The organism is Micromonospora trifolii (genome assembly GCF_022229005.1).
GTDB classification, from domain to species: Bacteria; Actinomycetota; Actinomycetes; order Mycobacteriales; family Micromonosporaceae; genus Micromonospora; species Micromonospora trifolii.
In genome coordinates this window covers 26,337-47,997 of sequence record NZ_JAKKFD010000036.1, presented here as the reverse complement: position 1 = coordinate 47,997, position 21,661 = coordinate 26,337, and the positions used below count along the sequence as shown (strand labels likewise).

The following is a 21,661-nucleotide window of genomic DNA, read 5'->3' as shown; positions in this document are numbered from 1 at the left end:
CTCAGCCGACCAGGGCGGTGTCGCGGATCTGGAGGCACACCTCGAGCGCGGCCAGGCCGTCTTCGCCGCTGACCACGGGTCGGCGACGGTTGACGACGCAGTCGGCGAAGTGCCGCAGCTCGTGCATCAGCGGCTCGCCGTGCTGCGAGAGGAAGGGGATCTCGACCCGCCCGCTCTGCCGGTAGCGCACGCCGCCCTCGGAGAGGAACTCGGAGTGCTCGATCCGGTGCACCTCGACCTGCTGGCGCAGCAGGTCGGCGATGACGCAGTCATTGCGCTGGGTGAGGGTGACGCGGCGGATCTTCTGCTGGCTGACTCGGCTCGCCGTGATGTTGGCGATCATGCCGTTCTCGAACATGAGCAGGGCGAAGGCGAGGTCCTGCTCGGCGGAGCGGACGATCCGGGTCGCCGCGCGGTGCGCGACGATCTCCGAGCCGGCCACCGTGCGTGCCAGGTCGACGTCGTGGATCATCAGGTCCAGCAGGACGTCGGCGAGGGCGCGGTTGGAGAACGGGCCGACCCGGGTGATCTCCAACGACAGCGGGTCGTCCACCAGTTGGAGGAGTTCCGTGACCGCCGGGTTGAAGCGCTCGACGTGGCCGACCATCAGCACCCGATCGTGCTTGTCCGCGAGGTCGATGAGGTGCCGCGCGTCGGCGACGGAGGTCGCGATGGGCTTCTCGACGAGCAGGTCGCGGCCGCTGCGCAGGATGCGCGCGCCCAGTTCGCCGTGCGTCTCGCTCGGGGTCGCCAGGATGGCCGCGTCCACGCCGGCCAGCGCCTCGTCGAGGTCCGTCGTGTACTGCGCGCCGATGGCCTTGGCCAGGGTGGCGGCCCGCTGGGGGTCGGGGTCGCAGACGGTGGTGACGGTGACGTCCGGCGTGGAGCGGGCCACGCGACCGTGGTTCGCGCCCATGATGCCCGCGCCGATGATCGCCAAATTAGGCATTGAACGCACCTCGTACGGCCTCGATCACCTGGTCGACGTCGTCGTCGGCCAGGTGCTGGTGAACAGGAAGGGAGAGCGCCTCTTCGGCGGTGCGAAGGGCACGAGGGGTCTCGTCCGTGCCGATCTGGGGGTGACCCACGTAGCAGTCGTAGTGGTGCATGAGGCGGGGGTAGTACAGACCGTAGCCGATCTCCCGCTCGTCAAGCCGCTTGCCGAGGTCGTCGCGGCTCAGTGGCGCGTCGGCGCCGATACGCACTGTGTACTGGTGCCAGACGTGGCTTCGCCCAGCCGGCACCGACGGGGTGGTCAGCCCGGGCAGGTCGGCGAGGCCGGCGGTCAGCCTCGCGGCGTTCGCGGCCCGGCGGGCCGTGGTCTCGGCCAGCCGGCCGACCTGCGGTACGGCGATGGCCGCCTGCAGGTCGGTCAGTCGCCAGTTGTGGCCCGGCGCCTCGTACTGGTAGCGCACCCGCATGCCCTGGTTGCGCAGCAGCCGGAGCCGGTCGGCGATGGCGTCGTCGGAGGTGGTGATCAGGCCGCCTTCGCCGCACTGCAGGTTCTTCGTGGCGTACATGGAGAAGCAGCCGACGCCGAACGAGCCGACCGCGCGGTCGCCGACGCGGGCGCCGTGCGCCTGGGCGGCGTCCTCGACGATTGCGAGCCCGGCGGCGTCGGCGATCGCGGTGAGGGCCGTCATGTCGGCGGGCAGGCCGTAGAGGTGCACCGGGAGGATGGCCTTGGTCCGTGCGTTGACCAGCGCCTGGACCGAGTCCGGGTCGATGGTGAAATCGTCACGGATGTCGGCGAAGCGGACCGTCGCTCCGGATTCGAGGATCGCGTTCAGGGTCGCCGCGAAGCTGAAGGGAGTGGTGATCACCTCGTCGCCGGGCTGCAGACCGAGCGCTTCGAGAGCGGCCACCAGGGCCACGGTGCCGTTGCTGACGGCCACGGCGTGGGGGACGCCGCAGAGTTCCGCGAAGGACCGCTCCAGCTCGGCGACCATCGGTCCCTGGGCCAGCCTGCCGGACCGCAGAACGGACAGGACCGCGGCCTCTTCCTCGGGGCCGATGACCACCGAGGTGATGGGAATAGACATGGGGGTTATCTCCTGAGAGGTTCAGCGGCCTTCGAGTACGCCGGCGGGCAACTGCTCGTCGCCGCGGGCGACCACCTCGCCGTCGCGGTTGACCCAGCCGAGATGCCGGGCCGGGTTGCCGGCCACGAGTTGGTACGGCTGCACATCCCGCGTGACGACGGCACCCGCGGCCACGAGGGCGAACTCCCCGATCTCGGTGCCGCAGACGATCGTGGCGTTGGCGCCGATCGAGGCGCCCGTGCGGACCAGGGTCGGCGTGACCTTCCAGTCCGGGTTCTGGGCGCGCGGGTTGAGATCGTTTGTGAAGACCGCGCTCGGGCCGACGAACACCTCGTCCTCGAGAGTGACACCGTGGTAGACCGAGACGTTGTTCTGCACCTTGACGCGGTCACCGATGGTGACCCCGGCGTCGACGAACACGTTGCGCCCGAGCGTGCAGTCGGCGCCGATGCGGGCGGTCGACCGGACATGCGTCAGATGCCAGATCCGAGTCCCGGCTCCGACCTCGGCCCCGGCTTCCACCTCGGCTGTCGGGTGGACGGAGACGCTCGGCATGTCGGTCACTGAACACCTTCGGGGGGTCTCGGGGCGATCGCGGGACGGGGAGACGATAGCGTGCTCCACCGTGACGACACATGGCGGGTCCGCATCCAAGGGTCAGCAATGAAGGCGGCGGCCTCGGCGACGCTCGCCGGCCTGACACGCCGCAGCGAGGTGCGGTTTCTGATCGTCGGTGGTCTCAGCGCGATCACCGACACCAGCGCGCTCTATCTGTTCCACGGTGTGCTGGGGGTGTGGCTGCCGTTCGCCACGGTGCTCGCCTTCGCCGTGGCGTTCGTGGTCAACTTCGGGCTGAACCGCGCATGGTCGTTCGGCTCGACCGGCGACGTCGGCGGTCAGGCCTGGCGGTATCTGCTGCTGGTGATCGTCAACCTGGCTCTCACCGTCGCCCTCGTGCAGGGGTTGACCTGGGCCGGCCTTCCGTACCTGGTCGCGAAGGTGCTCACCACCGGGGGCCTGGCGGTGCTGAATCTCTTCGTCTCCCGCAAGTGGATCTTCACCGACGGTCAGAGCTGACCCACGGGACAGCCCGCCGGACGCTGGCGGAACGACAACCGGGGCGGCGCGTCGAAACGCGTCGCCCCGGTTGAACGCTGGTCCTACAGGTACTGGCCGGTGTTGCTGGCGGTCTCGATGGACCGGCCGGCCTCGGCGCCCTTACCGCCGGAGACGAGCGTGCGGATGTAGACGATCCGCTCACCCTTCTTGCCGGAGATGCGCGCCCAGTCGTCGGGGTTGGTGGTGTTGGGGAGATCTTCGTTCTCGCGGAACTCGTCGACGCAGGCGTCGAGCAGGTGCTGAAGGCGCAGCCCCTTGCGACCCGAGGTGAGGAACTCCTTGATGGCCATCTTCTTGCTCCGGTCGACGATGTTCTGGATCATCGCGCCGGAGTTGAAGTCCTTGAAGTAGAGGACTTCCTTGTCACCGTTGGCGTAGGTGACCTCGAGGAATCGGTTCTCCTCGGTTTCCGAGTACATCCGCAGCACCACGGCGTCGATCATCGCCGCGACGGTGGCCTGGGGGTCGGTGCCGTGTTCGGCCAGGTCGTCCGGGTGCAGGGGCAGCCCGGAGAGGATGTACTTGGAGAAGATGTCCTTGGCCGCCTCGGCGTCCGGACGCTCGATCTTGATCTTCACATCGAGGCGACCGGGGCGCAGGATCGCCGGGTCGATCATGTCTTCCCGGTTGGAGGCGCCGATGACGATGACGTTCTCCAGCCCCTCCACGCCGTCGATCTCGCTGAGCAGCTGCGGAACGATGGTGTTCTCCACGTCGGAGGAGACACCGGAGCCGCGGGTCCGGAAGATCGAGTCCATCTCGTCGAAGAACACGATCACCGGCGTGCCCTCGCCGGCCTTCTCCCGTGCCCGCTGGAAGATCAGCCGAATGTGCCGCTCGGTCTCACCGACGTACTTGTTGAGCAGCTCCGGGCCCTTGATGTTGAGGAAGAAGCTGGTGTGCTTCTCCTTGCCCTGCCGCTCGGCGATCTTCTTGGCCAGCGAGTTGGCCACCGCCTTGGCGATGAGCGTCTTGCCGCAGCCGGGCGGGCCGTAGAGCAGGATGCCCTTGGGTGGGCGGAGCTGGTGCTCACGGAACAGGTCCGCGTGCAGGAAGGGAAGCTCCACCGCGTCGCGGATCTGCTCGATCTGCGACTGGAGGCCACCGATGTCGCCGTAGTCGACGTCGGGCACCTCCTCCAGGACCAGCTCCTCGACCTCGCTCTTCGGGATCCGCTCGTACGCGTACGCCGAGCGGGGCTCGATCATGAGCGAGTCGCCGGCCCGGATCGCCGAGCCGATGAGCGTCTCGGCGAGGTGCACGATGCGCTCCTCGTCGGAGTGGGAGACCACCAGCGCCCGGTCGCCCGGCCCGCCGTTCGGTCCCTCCAGGATCTCCTTGAGCATCACCACTTCGCCAACCCGCTCGTAACCGAACGCGTCGACGATGTTGAGCGCGTCGTTGAGCAGGACCTCCTGGCCGCGTCGCAGGTCACCCACGTCGAGCGAGGGCGAGACCGCGACCCGCAGTTTGCGGCCACCGGTGAAGACGTCCACCGAGCCGTCCTCGTGCTTGGCCAGGAAGACTCCGTAACCGCTCGGCGGTTGCGCGAGCCGGTCGATCTCCTCCTTGAGCGTCACGATCTGCGTGCGAGCTTCCTTGAGGGTGCTCACCAGCCGGTCGTTGTTCTCGGTCAGCCGCGCCAACTGTGCCTGGGTGGCCGCCAGCCGCTCTTCGAGCTGCCGGACGTGTCGGGGGCTTTCGGTCAACTTGCGCCGCACCAGAGCGAGTTCCTCTTGCAGGAACGCGACCTGCGTGGAGAGATCGTGGGCTTCCTTCTCCCACCGTGCGGCGCGCGAGTCCGCGTCGTCGCTACGTGCTGCCACGTCCCACCTCCCCGGGGGGCTTGAACGTTCTGCCCTAACACTAGCCGCTATGAGGCCGATTCGGTCCCATGCAACACCCTCGTCACCGAACCTTGATCGCCAAGGGTGGCCTGACGGGCCGTTACCGGCGTTCGGGTACCGTCGGAGCGTGGCACGGGAGAACATGGGGGGTGCACAGGTGGCCGAGGTCGCGACCGACGAATTGCAGGTCTGGGTCGACCAGGACCTCTGCACGGGCGACGGGCTCTGCGTGCAGTACGCGCCGGAGGTGTTCGAGTTCGACATCGACGGCCTGGCCTACGTCAAGGGCGTCGACGGTGAGCTGCGGATGGCGCCGGGCAGCCGGGTCGACGTCCCCGCGCACCTGCGACTCGAGGTGATCGACTCCGCGAAGGAGTGCCCGGGCGACTGCATCCACGTGGTGCGCGGCGACGGCGTCGAGGTCGCCGGCCCGGAGGCCGAGGACGACTGACCCACCGGCCGGGCCGCACGGCCCGGCCGGGTCCAAACGGGGGTACGCCTCAGAGCATCGGACGGCCGACCACCGAGGCGACCATCCGCGCGAACTCCTCCAACCGGGCGATCTGCCCGGCCCCGCCGTCGTCGAGGGTCTTGCCGAAGCGCAGCGCGTCGTGCCGGGGTGTGCCGGCCAACTCCTCGCTCGGCGGCGCCTCGTCCAACGAGGTGAGCAGCAGGTAGACGTCGATGCTGTCGACCCGGATCTCGCCGCTCTCGGCCCGGTTGAGCCGCCGCCGGCAGCCCACCTCGGTGACGGTGGAGACCGGCACCACCCGCAGCGACGAGGTCATCGAGCCCGGCGGGCCCTCCTCCGGCGGTACGTCCTCGCCGTGCCAGAGGATGAGCCGGCTGCCGTCGCAGACCACCACCTCCTGCCACACCCCGTTGACCTCGTTGACGAAGCGTTCCAGTGTGAAGCCGAGCACCGACGCGCCGCGCAGCACGCCGCCGAGCGCCTCCAGGGCGACGTCCGGGTCGCGCAGGTAGGCCCGCGCCGCCGACTCCAGATCCTGGTAGGGCGACCAGTCGGGAAAGACCGCGGGGAGGTCTCCACCGCCGTAGCCCGGTCGGCTCATGCCAGCGTCTCCCCCTGCTCGGCGCTGCCGACACCCAGCTCGTTGGTCACGGCCTGTCCATCTCCCCCGCACCGTTGGGTTGTGCGCCGGCCGCCTGCGCGGCAGCGGCCTGTCGGGCCGCCTCCGCCTCGCGCAGGTCCTGGCGGCGCTGCGCGTACGCCTCGGTGCCCTTGCTGGGCTTGCGCCGGCGCGGCGGCGCGGTGACCCCCGGGGCCAGCTTGCGAGCGGACACCAGGAAGGCGGTGTGCGCGATCATCCGGTGGTCCGGGCGGACGGCGAGGCCCTCGGCGTGCCAGTCACGCACCAGCGACTCCCAGGCCCGCGGCTCGGTCCAGCCGCCGCGCTCGCGCAGCGCCTCCACCAGCTCGGAGAGCTGCGGTGTGGTGGCGACGTAGCCGATGAACACCCCACCGGGCACCAGGGCCCGCTCGACCATGTCGAGGGTCTCCCAGGGGGTCAGCATGTCCAGGATGATCCGGTCGAAGCCGGTCTCCTGGCACTGCGCGACGTCGCCGACGTGCAGGTTCCACGAGGGGTGCGGCCCGTTGAAGAACGCCTCGACGTTGCGCTTGGCGATCTGGGCGAAGTCGTCGCGCAGTTCGAACGAGTGCAGCTCGCCCTCGGTGCCGACGGCGCGCAGCAGGGAGCAGCTCAGCGCGCCGGAGCCGGCGCCGGCCTCGAGGACCTTCGCGCCGGGGAAGATGTCGCCCATCGCGACGATCTGCGCGGAGTCCTTCGGGTAGATCACCTGGGCGCCGCGCGGCATGGACAGCACGTAGTCCGACAGGAGTGGCCGCAGGGCCAGGAACGCGGTGCCGCCGCCGGAGGTGGTCACCACGCTGCCGTCGGGCAGCCCGATCAGCGCGTCGTGCGCCAGGATGCCGCGGTGGGTGTGGAACTCCTTGCCGGGCTCCAGCGTCACTGTGTGCATCCGCCCCTTGGGGTCGGTCAGCTGGACCCGGTCGCCGGGCCGGAACGGCCCGCGGTGCACGGGTGTCAGCGCCGGGTCGGCGGTGACGGTGGAGGGAGTTGCGGTCACGGTGTCATCTTCCGGTTGGGTTCGAGGAGCTGGGCCAGGTCCGCGATGTGCAGAATGCCGACGACATCTTCGCCTGACGTCACCACGTACTGTGCGCCCGGGTGGGTCTGTACGGCCTCCATCACCCGCTCGCCGTCCCACCCGACCGACAACGTGGGAAGGGTGCCCAGCGACCGGGCGACGGCGTCCACCGCCAACCACGGTCGGCGCTCGACCGGCACCGCGTCGGCGGCGACCGGGTCGACCAGCGCCACCGGTCGACCAGTGGAGTCGGTGACCAGCAGCGCGGCGCCGGGCTGCCCGCTCTCGGCGCGTCGGCGCTGGGCCTCGGCCAGCGGCGTACCGGTGGCCGCCGGCCACACCGGACGGGCCAGCCGGGCGAGGTCGATCAGCGGGAACCGGCGGCTGACCCGGGCGGCCCGGATCGACTGCCCGGCGCCACGCCAGAGGGTGACGGCGACCAGCAGCATCAGCGGCAGCGCCAGCGGCGCCAGCCGCCGCTCGACGGTGAGCAGCAGGACCAGGGCCGCGGTGCCGACGGCGACGACCCGGCCGGCCCACCCGGCGACCTCGGTGCCGAGGTGCCGGTCGCGGGTCAGCCCCCACACGGCGGCGCGCAGCGCCCGGCCGCCGTCGAGGGGCAGCCCGGGCAGGCTGTTGAACAGCGCCACGATGACGTTGCTGACCGCGAGTTGGAAGGCGAGCTGGTGCACCACGGTCCCCTCGGGCAGGGCGAGCGTGGCGGCTACCGCCAGGACGCCGAGCACCGCGGAGACCGCCGGGCCGGCCAGCGAGACCAGCAGGTCGACGCGGGGCGACGGGGCGTCCCGGTCCATCTCGGTGTAACCACCGAGCAGTTCCAGGGTGATCCCGCGCACACCGATGCCGTACCGCCGGGCGGTGAGGGCGTGGCCCAGCTCGTGCAGCAGCACCGAGCCGAGCAGCGACACGACGAACCCGAAGCCGATCAGGTAGCCGCTGAGCTGCGGCAGGTCCAGTTGCCGGCGGGCGAACTCGCCGTACAGCACCGCGATGAGCACCGCGAGCAGGACCATGGAGCCGTTGAGGTGCAGCGGCACCCCGAACACCCGGCCGACGTTCAGGCCGAGGCGTCGGTCCGGTCGGCGCGGCGGCCTGGTTGTCTGCTCCATCGCCACGATGCTACGGACCGTCGCTGTGTGGGGCGGGCGGCGGTCGGTGTCACACCGGTGCCCTAACCTTTGCCGACATGACGGCGGAATCGGTCACCACCTCCCAGCCCTCCCCCGCGGCGCAGGCGCCGCCGACGGTGCGGGCCTCGCTGTCCCCGTCGCGGGCGGCGGATTTCAAGACCTGCCCGCTGCTCTACCGGTTCCGCAGCATCGACCGGCTGCCCGAGCGCACCACCATCGAGCAGGCCCGGGGCACGTTGGTGCACGCGGTGCTGGAGCGCCTGTTCGACCTGCCGGCCACCGGCCGCACGCCTGAGGCGGCCGGCGACCTGGTGGCCCCCCAGTGGGACCGGCTGGTCGCCGAGCAGCCGGAGCTGGCCGGGATCTTCGACGGCGCGGAGCCGGCCGGCCCGGTGGAGTTCCTCCGCTCCGCCGCCGGGCTGTTGCAGGGTTACTTCGCGGTGGAGGACCCGACCCGACTGGAGCCGGCCGAACGCGAGAGCCTGATCTCCGCGGTCGTCGACGAGGAGTTGCTGATCCGGGGCTACCTCGACCGGCTCGACGTCGCTCCGGACGGCGCGCTGCGGGTGGTCGACTACAAGACCGGCGGTGCTCCGCGGGAGGCGTTCGAGGCACGGGCGCTGTTCCAGCTGAAGTTCTACGCCCTGGTGCTGTGGCGCACCCGGGGGGTGGTCCCCCGGGTGTTGCGGCTGCTCTACCTGCGCGACGCCGAGGTGTTGGACTACACCCCGGACGCCGACGAGCTGGTCCGCTTCGAGCGCACGGTGGTGGCGCTGTGGCGGGCGATCGAGCAGGCCACCGCCCGGCAGGATTTCCGGCCCCGGCCGAGCCGGCTCTGCGACTGGTGCAGCCACCAGGCGCTCTGTCCCAGCTTCGGCGGCACCCCGCCGCCGTTCCCGGTCGCCGCGGCGAGCGCCGACCCGCTGCGCGACTCCCGGTCCGCGCCGGTGGTGCCGGGCGCCGACGAGTGACGGCCTCCTGACCGTCGCGTGCGCCCGGCGCGGCGATTCACACCGCCGGGGCCGCCTGCCGCACGTCGCCGCCGCTGAAGACCCGATCGCAGCGGTGCCGCCGCGGTCGGGACAGGGCGACCGGCCGGCCTCTACGGTGATCCGCGACGCACCGGCTCCGGTGCGCGAGGATGACCGGTGCGCGCCACGGCGTCGGCGGGACGGGAGGACGAGATGAGCGATCAGGCGCCCTCGGCGCGGCCGGTGCGGATCCTGCTCGCCGACGACCAGCCGCTGCTGCGCACCGGGTTCCGGATGGTGCTGGGCGCCGAGAGCGACCTGGACGTGGTGGCGGAGGCCGGTGACGGCGTGGAGGCGGTGGAGCTGTCCCGCCGGCTGCTGCCCGACGTCGTGCTGATGGACATCCGGATGCCCCGGATGGACGGGGTGGCGGCGACCCGGGCGATCGTCGACGCCCGGCTGCCGGTACGGGTGCTGGTGCTCACCACCTTCGACCTGGACGAGTACGTGGTGGGCGCGTTGCGGGCCGGCGCCAGCGGGTTCCTGGCCAAGGACGTGCCGGCCGAGGACCTGATCGCGGCGATCCGCACTGTCGCCGGCGGGGACGCGGTGGTGTCACCCCGGATCCTGCGGCGGCTGCTGGACCGCTTCGCCGACCTGCTGCCCGACCCGGCGGCGACGCCGTCGGCGACACTCAAAGCGCTCACCGACCGGGAGCGCGAGGTGCTCGTGCAGGTCGCCCGGGGGCTGTCCAACGCCGAGATCGCGACGGTGCTGTCGGTGAGCGAAACCACAATCAAGACACACGTCGGGCATGTGCTGACCAAGCTGCGGCTACGCGACCGGGTGCAGGCGGTGGTGCTGGCGTACGAGTCGGGGCTGGTCCGCCCCCGGGCGTAGTTCCGCCGGCCCGAGTACCTCACCCGGCGTACTCGAAGATCCCTCCATGGGGGGACGGCTGCCGTTGCCGTCGTCACCTACCGTGACCGGAGATGGCTCAGTTCGGTTGACCCTCCTGTGGCGTCAGGTGCAAGTGTCGGTGCTGCCGCCCGCCGCCGTGGGGAAAAACGGTCGGCCGGCCGTCGACTCAGGGGCAACCCTGACGCGGCATGGGGGTGCACCCGCAGCGGGAAATCCGCACCGTGTCCCCCCAGGGTCGGACGGGGTGGGCGGATGCGGCACCGATGATTGAACAGTCGCGCCGGACCATCGGGGGGCGGCGTGCATTTTCGGACAGACGGAAGAGGTAGATGACGTGACCGCGACGGTAGGCCAGCAGGCGCAGGCCGCGGCCCGGGCGAACGACGTGTGGAAGGTGTACGGCAGCGGCGAGGCTCAGGTCATCGCGCTGCGGGGGGTCAGCGCGGAGTTCGAACGTGGCCGCTTCACCGCGATCATGGGCCCGTCGGGTTCCGGTAAGTCGACGCTGATGCACTGCCTGGCCGGCCTGGACTCGGTGACCCGGGGAACGGTGTCGATCGGTGAGACGACTGTCACCGGGCTGGGCGACGCGGGGCTGACGAAGCTGCGGCGCGACAAGGTGGGCTTCATCTTCCAGCAGTTCAACCTGCTGCCGACGCTGACCGCCAAGGAGAACATCCTGCTGCCGCTGTCGATCGCGGGGCGCAAGCCGGACCCGGCCTGGTACGACACGGTGATCGAGACGGTGGGTCTGAAGGACCGGTTGGACCACCGGCCGGCGCAGCTCTCCGGTGGGCAGCAGCAGCGGGTGGCGTGCGCCCGGGCGCTGGTCTCCCGCCCCGAGGTGATCTTCGCGGACGAGCCGACCGGCAACCTGGACTCGCGCTCCGGCGCGGAGGTGCTCAACTTCCTGCGTAACTCGGTGCGGGAGCACGGCCAGACCATCGTGATGGTCACCCACGACCCGACTGCCGCCGCGTACGCCGACCGGGTGGTCTTCCTCGCCGACGGCGAGATCGTCTCGGAGCTGATCGAGCCGACCGCCGAGACGGTGCTGGACACCATGAAGAAGCTGGACACTGCGGCCGAGGTGGGCAACTGATGTTCCGCGCGACACTGAAGAGTCTGCTGGCCCGTAAGGTCCGGCTGATCCTGTCCGGCCTGGCGGTGGTGCTCGGGGTGATGTTCGTCTCCGGCGCGTTCGTGCTCACCGACACGCTGGGTCGCTCCTTCGACTCGGTCTTCGCCGACGGTTTCTCCGAGATCGACGTGAACGTCGCGGCGAAGCCGAAGGTGCAGGTCAACGAGATGGAGGGCGAGCAGACCGTCGCCCCGCTGCCGGCCGCCCTGGTGGACCGGGTGAAGCAGGTGCCGGGGGCGGCCTCGGCGACCGGCGTGGTCAACGCCGACGGCGCCCGGGTGATCGGCAGCAACGGCAAGGTCGTCACCTCGTTCGGTCCGCCGCAGTTGGGCGAGAACTGGACCGGCGAGAGCGAGCTGCTGAAGCTGCGTGAGGGGCGCGCGCCGCAGGCCGAGGACGAGATCGTCATCAACAAGGCGTTGGCCACGGCCGCGAAGGTGCAGGTCGGCCAGAAGGTCGGCGTGCTGACCGCGTTCGAGTCGAAGAAGCGGGACTTCACACTGGTCGGCGTCTTCGGTTACAGCGGTGACCGGGATTCGATCGGCGGGGTCAACGAGGTCTTCTTCACCACGCCGGTGGCGCAGCGGCTGATGCTGGGCGAGCCGGACGTGTTCAGCAGCATCACCGTGCAGGCCGCCGGCGGGGTCTCCGACGAGAAGCTGCGCGACGACGTGGCCCGCACCCTGGGCGCGGACTTCGAGGTGAAGACCGGCGAGCAGGTGGCCGCGGACGCCTCGGCCAGCCTGAAGGAGGGCCTGTCCTTCTTCAACAAGATCCTGCTCGGCTTCGCCGCGGTGGCGCTGCTGGTGGGCACCTTCCTGATCCTCAACACCTTCTCGATCATCGTGGCGCAGCGGACCCGGGAGTTGGCGCTGATGCGCGCCATCGGGGCCAGCGGCCGGCAGATCATCGGCTCGGTGGTCCTGGAGGCCATCGCGGTGGGCTTGATCGCGTCGGTGCTCGGCCTCGCCGCCGGCATCGGGGTGGGCGCGCTGCTGGCGTTCCTGTTCGGCAAGCTCGCCGGTGGGCTCACCCTGGCCGGGATCGGCGTGCCGGCGGCTGCGGTGATCGGTTCGTTCGCCGTCGGCCTGGTGATCACCGTGGTGGCGGCGCTGCTGCCGGCGCTGCGGGCGTCCCGGATCCCGCCGATCGCGGCCATGCAGGACGTTGCCACTCCGGACCGGCCGTTGACCAAGGTCACCGTGGCCGGGTCGCTGGTCACCGGCATCGGCGCGGTGCTGCTGTTCCTCGGGCTCAGCGGCAACGCCGGCGGTCAGACGTTGTCGACAATCCTCGGTGGGGTGCTGTTCGCCTTCATCGGGGTGGCGCTGCTGACCCCGCTGATCAGCCGGCCGGTGGTGAGCCTGCTCGGCGCGATCTTCTCCTGGTCGGTGCCGGGCAAGCTGGGCCGGCTCAACTCCGGGCGCAACCCCCGTCGTACGGCGATCACCGCCGCCGCCCTGATGGTCGGCATCGCGCTGGTCACCGGCGTCACGGTCATCCTCGACTCGGCCAAGGGCAGCATCAGCGCCCTCGCCCAGGACACCATCAAGGCCGAGCTGGTGATCGCCGGCCAGCAGGGCGGCCCGCGTCCGCCGACCTTCGACCCGGGGGTGCTGGACAAGGCCAAGGCCCTGCCCGGTGTGCGGATGGTCGACGGCGAGTACGGCGACATGGGGCGGATCGACGGCGAGGGCACCTGGGTCGCGGCGAGCAGCGACATCGCGTCACTGCGGCAGATCTTCGGCGCGAAGCCGACCGCCGGTGACATCGACCGGCTCGGGCCGACCCAGATGCTGGCCAGCTCGGACACTGCCACGTCCCGTGGCTGGTCGGTGGGCTCCACCGTCAACGTGCAGCTGACCCGGGGCGAGGCACGCACCTACACGATCAGCGGCATCTACGAGTCGTCGCAGCTGACCAACCCGGTGACGCTGCCGGCGACCGCGGCGAAGGACTTCGCCATCCCGCAGCCCATCCAGGGCTTCATCCAGCTGGACCCGGGCACCCGGGTGTCCGACGTCCAGCCGCAGGTGGAGGCGTTGCTCGCGGACAGCCCCGAGGTGTCGGTTGCTGACCGGGACGCGTTCATCAAGCAGCAGACCAGTTCGCTCGACGGGCTGCTCACGATGATCCAGATCCTGCTCGCGCTGGCCATCGTGATCGCCGTTCTGGGCATCATCAACACCCTGGCCCTGTCGGTGCTGGAGCGGACCCGCGAGTTGGGTCTGCTGCGGGCGATCGGCCTGCGCCGATCCCAGACCATGGGCATGATCACCGTGGAGGCGGTGGTGATCTCGGTGTTCGGCGCGCTGCTCGGCGTGGTGGTGGGCACCGGCCTCGGCGCCGCGGTGGTCGAGGCCCTCAAGGACGAGGGCATCACCGACCTGATCCTGCCCTGGGGGCAGATGGGTGTCTTCCTCGGTCTCGCCGCCATCATCGGCGTGGTGGCCGCGGTGCTCCCGGCCATCCGGGCGGCCCGCATCAACGTCCTGGGCGCCATCGCCCACGACTGACCGGCACTGCCGAGGCCCCCGGTCGCCAACCGCGACCGGGGGCCTCGGCCTGTTCCATTCCCCCTCGGCCACCCGTACGCGACTGCCAGGCTGGTGCTGCCGGCAAGGCGTCGGCCCGCCCGCGACCCGGGCGGCCGGAGAGCCGGGGCCGGTGACATGACCGATCAGGACGCGTACCAGGGGGCACTCGACAACGCCGAGCGGCTGCTCGGCCAGCCGTTGGTCCTGCCGCTCGGCGAGGGCGAGCCCCCGGTGGGGCACGACTTCCGTCGTCTCGCCACAGTGCAGACCTTCGGCGCGGCCTGGCCCCGGGAGGGCCTGGACCTGCGCAGCCGGTGCCTGGTCTCGGTGGCGATCGCCGCCGCCCTCGGCACCCACGAGCCGCTGCGCGGGCAGCTACGCATCGCGCTGACCTCGGGCGTGACCCGGGAGGAGATCGTCGAGCTGTTCATCCACCTGGCCGCGTACGCGGGGGCCGCGCGGGCGTTCGACAGCTACCAGGTGGTCGCCGCGGTCTTCGCCGAACGCCAGTGAACCGGCCGGTCGACGCAGCCGACGCCCCCGACCAACGCCGGGCGGGTCAGCCGGTCGCCGCGGCCCGATCGGTCAGCAGCGCCGCGAGCAGCGCCAGGTCCACGCCGGTCAGGCTCTCCACCTGGTGTACGCCGACAGTGCTCGGCAGCGCCACCTCCGCCGGTACGGCGAGCACCGCCGCGCCCGAGGCCAACGCGCTGGCCACCCCGGTCGGTGAGTCCTCGATCGCCACGCACCGCTCGATCGGCACACCCAGCAGCCGGGCGGCGGTCAGGTAGGGCTCCGGGTGGGGCTTGGCCGCCACCACCTCGTCGCCGGCGACCACAGTGTCGAAGTTGTCCCGACCGAGGGTGTCCAGGGCGATCTCGACCAGCGCCCGAGGGCTGGAGGTGACCAGCGCGGTGGGGATTCGCGCCGCGCGGACCGCGCGCAACAGGTCGAACGCTCCCGGCCGCCAGCGCAGACCGGTGCGGAACAGCTCCAGGATCCGAGCGTTGATCCACGCCGCGCTGATCTCCGGATCCCGCTCGGGCTGCCCCAGGTCGTCGTGCAGGATGCGCATCGACTCGGCCATGGCGGTGCCGATGATCGACTGGCGGGCGTCGACGGAGAGTTCCCCGCCGTACTCCTTGGCGAGTTCCTGCAACGCGACGTCCCACAGCTTCTCGCTGTCGACCAGCGTGCCGTCCATGTCGAAGAGCACAGCGGCGGGGTGATGGCTGCTCAGCGGAACCTCCAGGGTCGTGACCGACACCGGCGATCCTGCCAGCACCTCCCGTGGCCGGTGACGGCAACGGGCGCCAGGGTGATCCGGGCAACCCGTTCAGCCCAGGTCGCACTCCTTCAGCGAACCCTCGTAACCCTTGAAGAACATGTCGGTGCGCTGCTCGGCGGTGCCGTGCGCCCCTTCGGCGAACCACGGCTGGTCCGGGTCGTCGCCGACCGCCGCCACCCCCTCCCGGAACTCGTCCAGGTCGCCCTCGGCGAGGGTCAGGGCGCCCGAGCGCACCGAGTCGCCGAGGTACGCCCCGGCCATGCAGTCGGCCTGCAACTCCTGCTGGATGGTGAAGCTGTAGTTGATGCCGAGCCGCACCTGGATGGCGTGCGCGTACTCGTGCCCGAGCAGGTAGAACACGAACGCGTCGCCGACCTGGCGGAACGCCGCCACCGACCAGGCGACGTCGTACGCGATGAAGTCGCCCTGCGAGCAGTAGACGGCGTTGTTGCGGGGCAACGGCTGGCCGCCGCAGGACACCTCGCCTTCGCGCTGGTACGGGGTGATCCGCCGGATCGGTCGGAACCGCTGCCCGGATTCCTTGAACTGGGCCGCCCAGTACCGCTCGGCGACCGCCTGCGCGTCGGCGACGTCCTGCTCGAACTCGGCGACGCTGGTGGTGCTGTCGGCCCGGGTGGTGCTCGGCCCCGGTGACGCGGCTGACGGGTTCGCCCCGGGGCGCTCGGCCTCCGGCTCGGCCAGCCCACCGCCGGCGCAGGCGAGGGAGACCAGGGCGGCGATCAGCAGACCCGCCAGCGGGCCCCGCGCGTCGCGTCCGAACCGTGCGCCCATCGTGCCTCCCCAGACATCGGTGCTCAAGCTGCTAGTACCCCGACGATAGGACCGAAACGACCGTCACCGGTTCCACGCACGAGGTGGCTGGACGGTTCACGCCCGGTGGCGTGGGGCGCCGCTTCGGGGGCCGTCACAACCTGATCAGTCGCTCACCCGCCCGACTCCCGACCGCGCTGCCACGTGTCGCCCTGGTCACCGTGCCGCTCGGCCTCGTACCGCTGCTGCCGCGCCCGAGCGTCCCGCCCAGCCCGAGGATCGTCGCCCTCAACCTCCCGGATCCGCCCCCGCCGCACCACAACGCCAAACGCCAAACCCGCCACCACAACAAGGACCCCGACCACCACCCACACCACAGTCATCCCGCCACCGTAGGCCCCACCCACCACCCCGGAACCTCGTTGATCATGAAGTTAGCGTCATCCCACTCGGCGTGTCGTGACGCGAACTTCATGATCACCGGTTCGGGTGGGGGGCGGGGTGTCCGGGTGGGGGGATTGGGTTCGACGTTTTCTGTGGGGCGCCGTCGTGGTGTTCCGCAGGAGGAGGGGTAGACCGTGAAGTACATGATTTTGCTCTATGGGTCGCAGCAGGACTATGACGTGCTGTCGGGGCGGGCTTCCGACCGGCCGGCGATGTCGGCCGAGCAGATCGCGGCGATGCACCAGCACATGGAGACCTTCCACCAGGCGCTGGCCGAGTCCGGCGAGTTGGTCGACGCCCGGGGACTGAGCGAGCCGGTGCACGCCCGGCGGGTGCAGGTGCGCGAGGGAGCACCAGTGGTCACCGACGGCCCATACCCGGAGACGCAGGAGGTCCTCGCCGGTTACACCATCGTGGAGTGCGCCAGCTTCGACCGGGCCACCGAGATCGCCGCCGGCCTGGTCGACCCGGACGCCCCCGGTGGGTACGTGGACGTGCGGCCGGTGCTCGACGGTGTCGAGGACCTGGCCGGCTGACACCGTGCCGGAGACTCCCGCCGAGGACCTGCTGCGCGAGCTGGCGCCGCAGGTCCTCGGCGCGCTGGTCCGCCGTTACGGGCACTTCGACACGGCCGAGGACGCCGTGCAGGAGGCGCTGATCGCGGCGGCGGAGGGTTGGCCGCGCGACGGCGTACCGGACAATCCGCGGGGCTGGCTGATCACCGTGGCATCCCGCCGGCTGACCGACCTGCTGCGTCGCGAGCAGGCCCGGATGCGGCGGGAGGACACGGTGGCCCGGTGGGTGCTGCCGGAGCAGTGGCGCGCCCCGGCCGCCGACCGTCCGCCGACGGACGCCGACGACACGCTCATCCTGCTGTTCCTGTGCTGCCACCCGTCGCTGTCGGCGGCGTCGCAGATCGCGCTCACCCTGCGGGCGGTGGGCGGGCTGAGCACCGCCGAGGTGGCGCGCGCGTTCCTGGTGCCGGAGGCGACGATGACCCGGCGGATCAGTAGGGGCAAGCAGCGGATCCGCGACAGTGGGCTACGGTTCGCGCCGCCCACCGGCCCGGAGCGCGCCGGCCGGCTCGCCGCCGTGCTGCACGTGCTCTACCTGATCTTCACGGAGGGGTACGCCCGCACCGCCGGGCCGGGGCTGCTGCGCGCCGATCTGACCGCCGAGGCGATCCGGCTGACCCGTCTGGTGCGCCGTCTGGTGCCTGAGGATCCCGAGGTCACCGGGCTGCTCGCGTTGATGCTGCTCGCCGACGCCCGCGCGCCGGCGCGGATCGGCCCGCACGGTGAGCTGGTGCCGATGGCCGAGCAGGACCGCTCCCGGTGGCGGGCCGACCAGATCGCCGAGGGGGTCGAGCTGATCACCGGGGCGCTGCCGCGCGGGGTGGTCGGCGCGTACCAGCTCCAGGCGGCCATCGCGGCCGTGCACGACGAGGCGCCCAGCGCGGCGGCCACCGACTGGGCACAGATCACCGCCCTGTACGAGGTGCTCCTCGGGATGTCCGACAACCCGGTGGTGGCGCTCAACCACGCGGTGGCGGTGGCGATGAGCCGTGGCGCGCCGGCCGGGTTGGCGCTGCTCGCCGACCTGGCCGACGACCCCCGCCTCGCCGACGACCCTCGACTGCCGGCCGCCCGCGCCCACCTGTGGGAGCGGGAGGGTGAGCGGGTCGCCGCGCGGGAGGCGTACCGGATGGCGGCGGCGCGCTCGACGAACCTGGCGCAGCAGCGCTACCTGAACGCCCGCGCGGAGCGTCTCGCGGGCGACCCGCCGCCCGCCGGCTGAACCGGCGGGCGGTGCGGGGTCAGGGGCTGAACCGGCGGGCGGTGCGGGTCACGGGCTGGCGGCCAGGAAGACGAAGGCGGCCATCAGCACCAGGTGTACGCCGCCCTGCAACACGTTGGCCCGGCCGGGCACCACGGTGAGGACCGCGGTCACGGCGGTGAGCGCGAGCAGGGCGAGCTGGGTGCCGCCGAGGCCGAGCAGCAGCGGGCCGTCCAGCCAGATCGAGGCGATCGCGATGGCCGGGATGGTCAGGCCGATGCTGGCCATCGCCGAGCCGAGCGCGAGGTTCAGGCTGATCTGCACCCGGTCGCGACGGGCGGCGCGGGCGGCGGCCAGGGTCTCCGGCAGCAGCACCAGCAGGGCGATGATCACGCCGACGAACGCGTGCGGCAGGTTCGCCGCGGCGACGCCGGCCTCGATGGTCGGTGAGACGGTCTTGGCGTCGCCGACCACCGCGACCAGTGCCACCAGCAGCAGCCCCAGGCTCATCAGCGCCGCGCGGGTGGTCGGCGGCTTGGCGTGCTCCTCCGCGTCGATCACCTGGCCCCGGCTGTCGACCGGCAGGAAGTAGTCACGGTGCCGGCCGGTCTGCACGAGCACGAACAGCCCGTAGAGCGCCAGCGAGGCGACGGCGGCGAAGGCGAGCTGAGCCGGGCTGAACTCCGGGCCGGGCCGGGCGGTGGTGAAGGTCGGAATGACCAGACTCAGGGTGGCCAGGGTGATCACGGTGGCCAGGGCCCCGCCGGTGCCCTCCGGGTTGAACACCGCGACGCGACGGCGCAGCGCCCCGAGCAACAGGGACAGGCCGAGTATCCCGTTGCAGGTGATCATGACGGCGGCGAAGACGGTGTCCCGGGCGAGCGACTGGGTCTTCTCGGGGCCGCTGATCATCAACGTGACGATGAGAGCGACCTCGATCACGGTGACCGCGACGGCGAGCACCAGCGACCCGTACGGCTCCCCCACCCGGTGGGCGACCACCTCCGCGTGGTGCACGGCCGCGAGCACGGCACCTCCGAGCAGCACCGCGACCACCACGATGATCGGGCCGGGCAGGCTCCGTCCCCAGGTGACGATCAATACCAGGACGGCGAGCACGGGTACGGCGAAGGTCCAGTCGGTCAGGCGGGAGCGAAGCAGGGCGGCCATGCCGTACAGAGTGCCAGGCCAGCTGATCATGTGCCCACCATCGACGCACCGATCTACGACGTCGGCGGTCCACAACAGGCAAACCCGTAACCCATAGGTTACGCTTCTGGGGTGGATGACGTGGCCGTCGCGATCGCCGACCCGGTACGGCGGCACATCCTGACCATGTTGCGCGCCGAATCTCTGTCCGCCGGCGAGATCGCCCAGCGGTTCACGATCAGCCGGCCCGCCATCAGCCGCCACCTGCGGGTGCTGCGCGACAGCGGGCTGGTCCGTGACGAACTGGTCGGTCGGCGGAGGATCTACCGGCTCGACCCGGGCCCGCTCGCCCCGCTGCTCGACTGGCTCACCGCGCTCACCACTGTCGACCGGTGGGGCCGGCACCTCGACGCGTTGGAGACCGAGGTCTATCGCACCCGCCGAGAGCGCCGCAGCCGCGGCCCGGCGGAGCACCGAAGGGAGCACACGGCATGACCCGCACACCCGCCGGACGCCTGTTTCGCACCGACACCGGCCACGATCTCGTCCTCACCCGGACCTTCCGCGCCCCGGCGGCGGACGTCTGGGCCAGCCTGACCGAGTCGGAGCGTACGGCCCGCTGGTTCGGCCCGTGGGAGGGCGACGCCGGGCCCGGACGGACCATCCGGGTCCAGATGGCGTACGAGGAGCAGCAGCCCTGGTGCGAGGTACGCATCGACGCGTGCGAACCGCAGCAGCGCCTCGCCGTGTCGATGGTCGACGACTACGGCACCTGGCTGCTGGAGCTGTCGCTGTCCGAGAGCGACGGCACCACCCAACTGCGGTTCGTGCAGCACCTGAGCAGCATCGAGGGCATCGCCGAAGTGGGCGCCGGTTGGGAGTACTACCTGGACATGCTCGTCGCCTCCCGGGACGGTTCGCCCCGCCCGGAGTTCGACGACTACCACCCGGCGATGCAGCCCTACTACCAGGGGCTGGTCGCCTCGGCCGGCTAGGCGTCGAGTTCCCGCCGCAGCTTGGCGAACTCGGCGGTCAACGCCGGCAGCGGAAAGTGCGCGTTCAGGCCGCTGGGGTTGGGCAGCACCCAGACCCGGGCCGGGCCCAGCCGGTCCGGGTGTGGGCCCAGCCCGGCCTTCGGCCGGGCGAAGGCGACCCGGTACGCGCTCACCCCGAGGATCGCCACCCAGCGCGGCCGGTAACGCTCGGCCTTCACCGCCAACCCGGTCACCCCGGCCACCAACTCCTCCGGGGTCAGCTCTGCGGCGCGGGCGGTGGCCCTGTTGCTCAGACTGGTGATGCCCAGACCCTGCCGCAGCAACTCGTCGGCTTCCCACGAGTGCAACTGGCGGTCGGTGAAGCCGGCCCCGTGCAGGGCCGGCCAGAAGCGGCTGCCCCGGCGGGCGAACGGCTCCCCCACCGCGGCCGAGTAGAGGCCCGGGTTGTAGCCGCAGAACAGCACGCGCAGCCCGGGGCCGATGATGTCCGGCAGACCCCGGCCGGCCGCCGCCGCCACCTCCTGCGGGGTCGGCCGCCGCGGCGGCCCCGCACGCTCCGCGTCCATCCCACCGATCCTGCCGTACGCCCCGGTGCCGGACTTGGCGCACGGCTTGACATCCTCAACGGATGCAGTCAACCGACCACCTCGCCGCCAGCCGTTACGCGCGGATGCGCTGGAACACGCCGCTCTCGCCGGAGCACGCCGCGTTGCTGCTGCAACGGCTCGACGTCCGCCCCGGCGCACGGGTGCTCGACCTCGGCTGTGGCTGGGGCGAGCTGTTGCTGCGGGCGGTAGCCGCCGGCGGCGTGTCCGGCCCGGTCGCGACGCGGGGCGTCGGCGTCGACACCGACGAGGCCGCGCTCGCCCGAGGGCGGCGGCTGGCCGCGGGGCGGTCGCTGAACCGGCACGTCGCTTTCGTGACGGGGGAAGCGGCGGCCTGGCAGGAGCCCGCCGACCGGGTCCTCTGCATCGGCTCGGCGCACGCCTTCGGCGGCACCGAGGGCGCCCTCGACGCCCTCGCCGCAGTGGTCCGGCCCGGTGGGCGGTTGCTGTTCGGCGACGCGTACTGGGAACGGCCCCCCACCGCGGAGATCGCCGAAGTCTTCGGCCCGGACGTCCCGACCCTTCCCGGGCTGATCGAGGCCGCCCGCGAGCGGGGCTGGCGGTTGCTGCACCTGAGCACCGCCGACCAGCGCGAATGGGACGACTTCGAGTCCACCTGGCTCGCCGGCCGGCAGGAGTGGCTGCTGGCGTACCCGGAGGACCCCCGTGCGGCCGAGGTCCGCGCGGAACTCGACGACCGGTTGCGCGAGTACGTCGGCGGTTACCGGGGTGTCCTCGGCCTCGGCTACCTCGTCCTCGGCCGCTGACCGT

General features: G+C 71.5%; 24 protein-coding genes. 12 read left to right on the top strand and 12 right to left on the bottom strand.

Features of this window, described 5'->3' with window-relative positions:
• Nucleotide 1: 1 nt before the first annotated feature.
• Genes NIE79_RS22130 through NIE79_RS22120 form a run of 3 tightly spaced genes read right to left on the bottom strand, consistent with a single transcriptional unit; the run spans nucleotide 2 to nucleotide 2,597 of the window.
• Nucleotides 2-949: a Gfo/Idh/MocA family protein gene (locus tag NIE79_RS22130; RefSeq protein WP_238680377.1), complete on the bottom strand. Its 948-nt coding sequence runs from the start codon at nucleotides 947-949 to the stop codon at nucleotides 2-4.
• Nucleotides 942-2,042, bottom strand: coding sequence for a DegT/DnrJ/EryC1/StrS family aminotransferase (locus NIE79_RS22125; protein ID WP_238680376.1), 1,101 nt, complete (start codon nucleotides 2,040-2,042; stop codon nucleotides 942-944). Before NIE79_RS22125 ends, NIE79_RS22130 begins: the two co-directional genes overlap by 8 nt.
• 21 nt (nucleotides 2,043-2,063) lie before the next feature.
• Complete coding sequence (locus NIE79_RS22120) at nucleotides 2,064-2,597, bottom strand: acyltransferase (RefSeq protein WP_238680396.1); 534 nt, start codon at nucleotides 2,595-2,597, stop codon at nucleotides 2,064-2,066.
• Nucleotides 2,598-2,705: 108 nt separating this feature from the next.
• Here NIE79_RS22120 and NIE79_RS22115 point away from each other — a divergent pair, with 108 nt between their 5' ends.
• Nucleotides 2,706-3,119 (top strand): GtrA family protein, encoded by a 414-nt coding sequence (locus tag NIE79_RS22115; RefSeq protein WP_238680375.1) that lies wholly within the window; start codon nucleotides 2,706-2,708, stop codon nucleotides 3,117-3,119.
• Between the two features lie 83 nt (nucleotides 3,120-3,202).
• Here NIE79_RS22115 and arc read toward each other — a convergent pair whose 3' ends face one another.
• Nucleotides 3,203-4,987: a proteasome ATPase gene (gene arc / locus NIE79_RS22110; RefSeq protein ID WP_238680374.1), complete on the bottom strand. Its 1,785-nt coding sequence runs from the start codon at nucleotides 4,985-4,987 to the stop codon at nucleotides 3,203-3,205.
• A 178-nt stretch (nucleotides 4,988-5,165) separates the two neighbouring features.
• Between arc and NIE79_RS22105 the strand changes: the two genes are divergently transcribed.
• Nucleotides 5,166-5,459 (top strand): ferredoxin, encoded by a 294-nt coding sequence (locus NIE79_RS22105; protein WP_030332886.1) that lies wholly within the window; start codon nucleotides 5,166-5,168, stop codon nucleotides 5,457-5,459.
• A 49-nt stretch (nucleotides 5,460-5,508) separates the two neighbouring features.
• On the opposite strand, the gene NIE79_RS22100 is transcribed toward NIE79_RS22105, so the two are convergent.
• From NIE79_RS22100 to NIE79_RS22090, 3 genes are read right to left on the bottom strand one after another with little or no spacing between them, the layout of a single operon-like run.
• Nucleotides 5,509-6,081, bottom strand: coding sequence for a hypothetical protein (locus NIE79_RS22100; RefSeq protein ID WP_238680373.1), 573 nt, complete (start codon nucleotides 6,079-6,081; stop codon nucleotides 5,509-5,511).
• A gap of 46 nt (nucleotides 6,082-6,127) precedes the next feature.
• Complete coding sequence (locus NIE79_RS22095) at nucleotides 6,128-7,120, bottom strand: tRNA (adenine-N1)-methyltransferase (RefSeq protein WP_238680372.1); 993 nt, start codon at nucleotides 7,118-7,120, stop codon at nucleotides 6,128-6,130.
• Nucleotides 7,117-8,208: a site-2 protease family protein gene (locus NIE79_RS22090; RefSeq protein ID WP_372471738.1), complete on the bottom strand. Its 1,092-nt coding sequence runs from the start codon at nucleotides 8,206-8,208 to the stop codon at nucleotides 7,117-7,119. Before NIE79_RS22090 ends, NIE79_RS22095 begins: the two co-directional genes overlap by 4 nt.
• A 140-nt stretch (nucleotides 8,209-8,348) precedes the next feature.
• On the opposite strand from NIE79_RS22090, the gene NIE79_RS22085 reads away from it, so the two are divergent.
• The 5 genes from NIE79_RS22085 to NIE79_RS22065 all read left to right on the top strand — a co-directional run bounded on the left by NIE79_RS22085 (nucleotide 8,349) and on the right by NIE79_RS22065 (nucleotide 14,375).
• A complete protein-coding gene (locus NIE79_RS22085) occupies nucleotides 8,349-9,263 on the top strand; it encodes a RecB family exonuclease (RefSeq protein ID WP_238680370.1) in 915 nt (304 codons plus the stop codon).
• A 213-nt stretch (nucleotides 9,264-9,476) separates the two neighbouring features.
• Nucleotides 9,477-10,163: a response regulator gene (locus tag NIE79_RS22080; RefSeq protein ID WP_238680369.1), complete on the top strand. Its 687-nt coding sequence runs from the start codon at nucleotides 9,477-9,479 to the stop codon at nucleotides 10,161-10,163.
• Nucleotides 10,164-10,518: 355 nt separating this feature from the next.
• Complete coding sequence (locus NIE79_RS22075; protein ID WP_210781706.1) at nucleotides 10,519-11,286, top strand: ABC transporter ATP-binding protein; 768 nt, start codon at nucleotides 10,519-10,521, stop codon at nucleotides 11,284-11,286.
• Nucleotides 11,286-13,841, top strand: a complete 2,556-nt coding sequence (locus NIE79_RS22070) for an ABC transporter permease (protein WP_238680368.1) — start codon at nucleotides 11,286-11,288, stop codon at nucleotides 13,839-13,841. The genes NIE79_RS22075 and NIE79_RS22070 overlap by 1 nt, the downstream gene beginning before the upstream one ends.
• Before the next feature lie 156 nt (nucleotides 13,842-13,997).
• Nucleotides 13,998-14,375 carry a carboxymuconolactone decarboxylase family protein gene (locus tag NIE79_RS22065; protein ID WP_238680367.1) on the top strand — a complete coding sequence of 126 codons (378 nt, stop codon included), beginning with the start codon at nucleotides 13,998-14,000 and terminating at the stop codon, nucleotides 14,373-14,375.
• Nucleotides 14,376-14,421: 46 nt separating this feature from the next.
• On the opposite strand, the gene NIE79_RS22060 is transcribed toward NIE79_RS22065, so the two are convergent.
• The 3 genes from NIE79_RS22060 to NIE79_RS22050 all read right to left on the bottom strand — a co-directional run bounded on the left by NIE79_RS22060 (nucleotide 14,422) and on the right by NIE79_RS22050 (nucleotide 16,304).
• A complete protein-coding gene (locus NIE79_RS22060; RefSeq protein WP_238680395.1) occupies nucleotides 14,422-15,078 on the bottom strand; it encodes an HAD family hydrolase in 657 nt (218 codons plus the stop codon).
• A gap of 120 nt (nucleotides 15,079-15,198) precedes the next feature.
• A complete protein-coding gene (locus NIE79_RS22055) occupies nucleotides 15,199-15,942 on the bottom strand; it encodes a neutral zinc metallopeptidase (RefSeq protein WP_238680366.1) in 744 nt (247 codons plus the stop codon).
• A 152-nt stretch (nucleotides 15,943-16,094) separates the two neighbouring features.
• Nucleotides 16,095-16,304 (bottom strand): hypothetical protein, encoded by a 210-nt coding sequence (locus NIE79_RS22050; protein WP_238680365.1) that lies wholly within the window; start codon nucleotides 16,302-16,304, stop codon nucleotides 16,095-16,097.
• Between the two features lie 204 nt (nucleotides 16,305-16,508).
• Here NIE79_RS22050 and NIE79_RS22045 point away from each other — a divergent pair, with 204 nt between their 5' ends.
• Entirely contained in the window at nucleotides 16,509-16,901 is a 393-nt protein-coding gene (locus tag NIE79_RS22045; RefSeq protein ID WP_238680394.1) for a YciI family protein, read from the top strand.
• Between the two features lie 4 nt (nucleotides 16,902-16,905).
• A complete protein-coding gene (locus tag NIE79_RS22040) occupies nucleotides 16,906-18,162 on the top strand; it encodes an RNA polymerase sigma factor (protein ID WP_372471736.1) in 1,257 nt (418 codons plus the stop codon).
• Nucleotides 18,163-18,210: 48 nt separating this feature from the next.
• Here NIE79_RS22040 and NIE79_RS22035 read toward each other — a convergent pair whose 3' ends face one another.
• Entirely contained in the window at nucleotides 18,211-19,311 is a 1,101-nt protein-coding gene (locus tag NIE79_RS22035; protein ID WP_145788094.1) for a calcium:cation antiporter, read from the bottom strand.
• Nucleotides 19,312-19,422: 111 nt separating this feature from the next.
• Between NIE79_RS22035 and NIE79_RS22030 the strand changes: the two genes are divergently transcribed.
• Both NIE79_RS22030 and NIE79_RS22025 read left to right on the top strand, forming a co-directional pair.
• A complete protein-coding gene (locus NIE79_RS22030; RefSeq protein ID WP_238680363.1) occupies nucleotides 19,423-19,785 on the top strand; it encodes a metalloregulator ArsR/SmtB family transcription factor in 363 nt (120 codons plus the stop codon).
• On the top strand, nucleotides 19,782-20,285 hold the full coding sequence (locus tag NIE79_RS22025; protein ID WP_238680362.1) for an SRPBCC family protein: 504 nt from the start codon (nucleotides 19,782-19,784) through the stop codon (nucleotides 20,283-20,285). Before NIE79_RS22030 ends, NIE79_RS22025 begins: the two co-directional genes overlap by 4 nt.
• On the opposite strand, the gene mug is transcribed toward NIE79_RS22025, so the two are convergent.
• Nucleotides 20,282-20,851: a G/U mismatch-specific DNA glycosylase gene (gene mug, locus NIE79_RS22020; RefSeq protein ID WP_238680393.1), complete on the bottom strand. Its 570-nt coding sequence runs from the start codon at nucleotides 20,849-20,851 to the stop codon at nucleotides 20,282-20,284. The genes NIE79_RS22025 and mug overlap by 4 nt on opposite strands.
• A gap of 62 nt (nucleotides 20,852-20,913) precedes the next feature.
• Between mug and NIE79_RS22015 the strand changes: the two genes are divergently transcribed.
• Nucleotides 20,914-21,657, top strand: a complete 744-nt coding sequence (locus NIE79_RS22015; protein ID WP_238680361.1) for an SAM-dependent methyltransferase — start codon at nucleotides 20,914-20,916, stop codon at nucleotides 21,655-21,657.
• Nucleotides 21,658-21,661 lie beyond the last annotated feature (4 nt).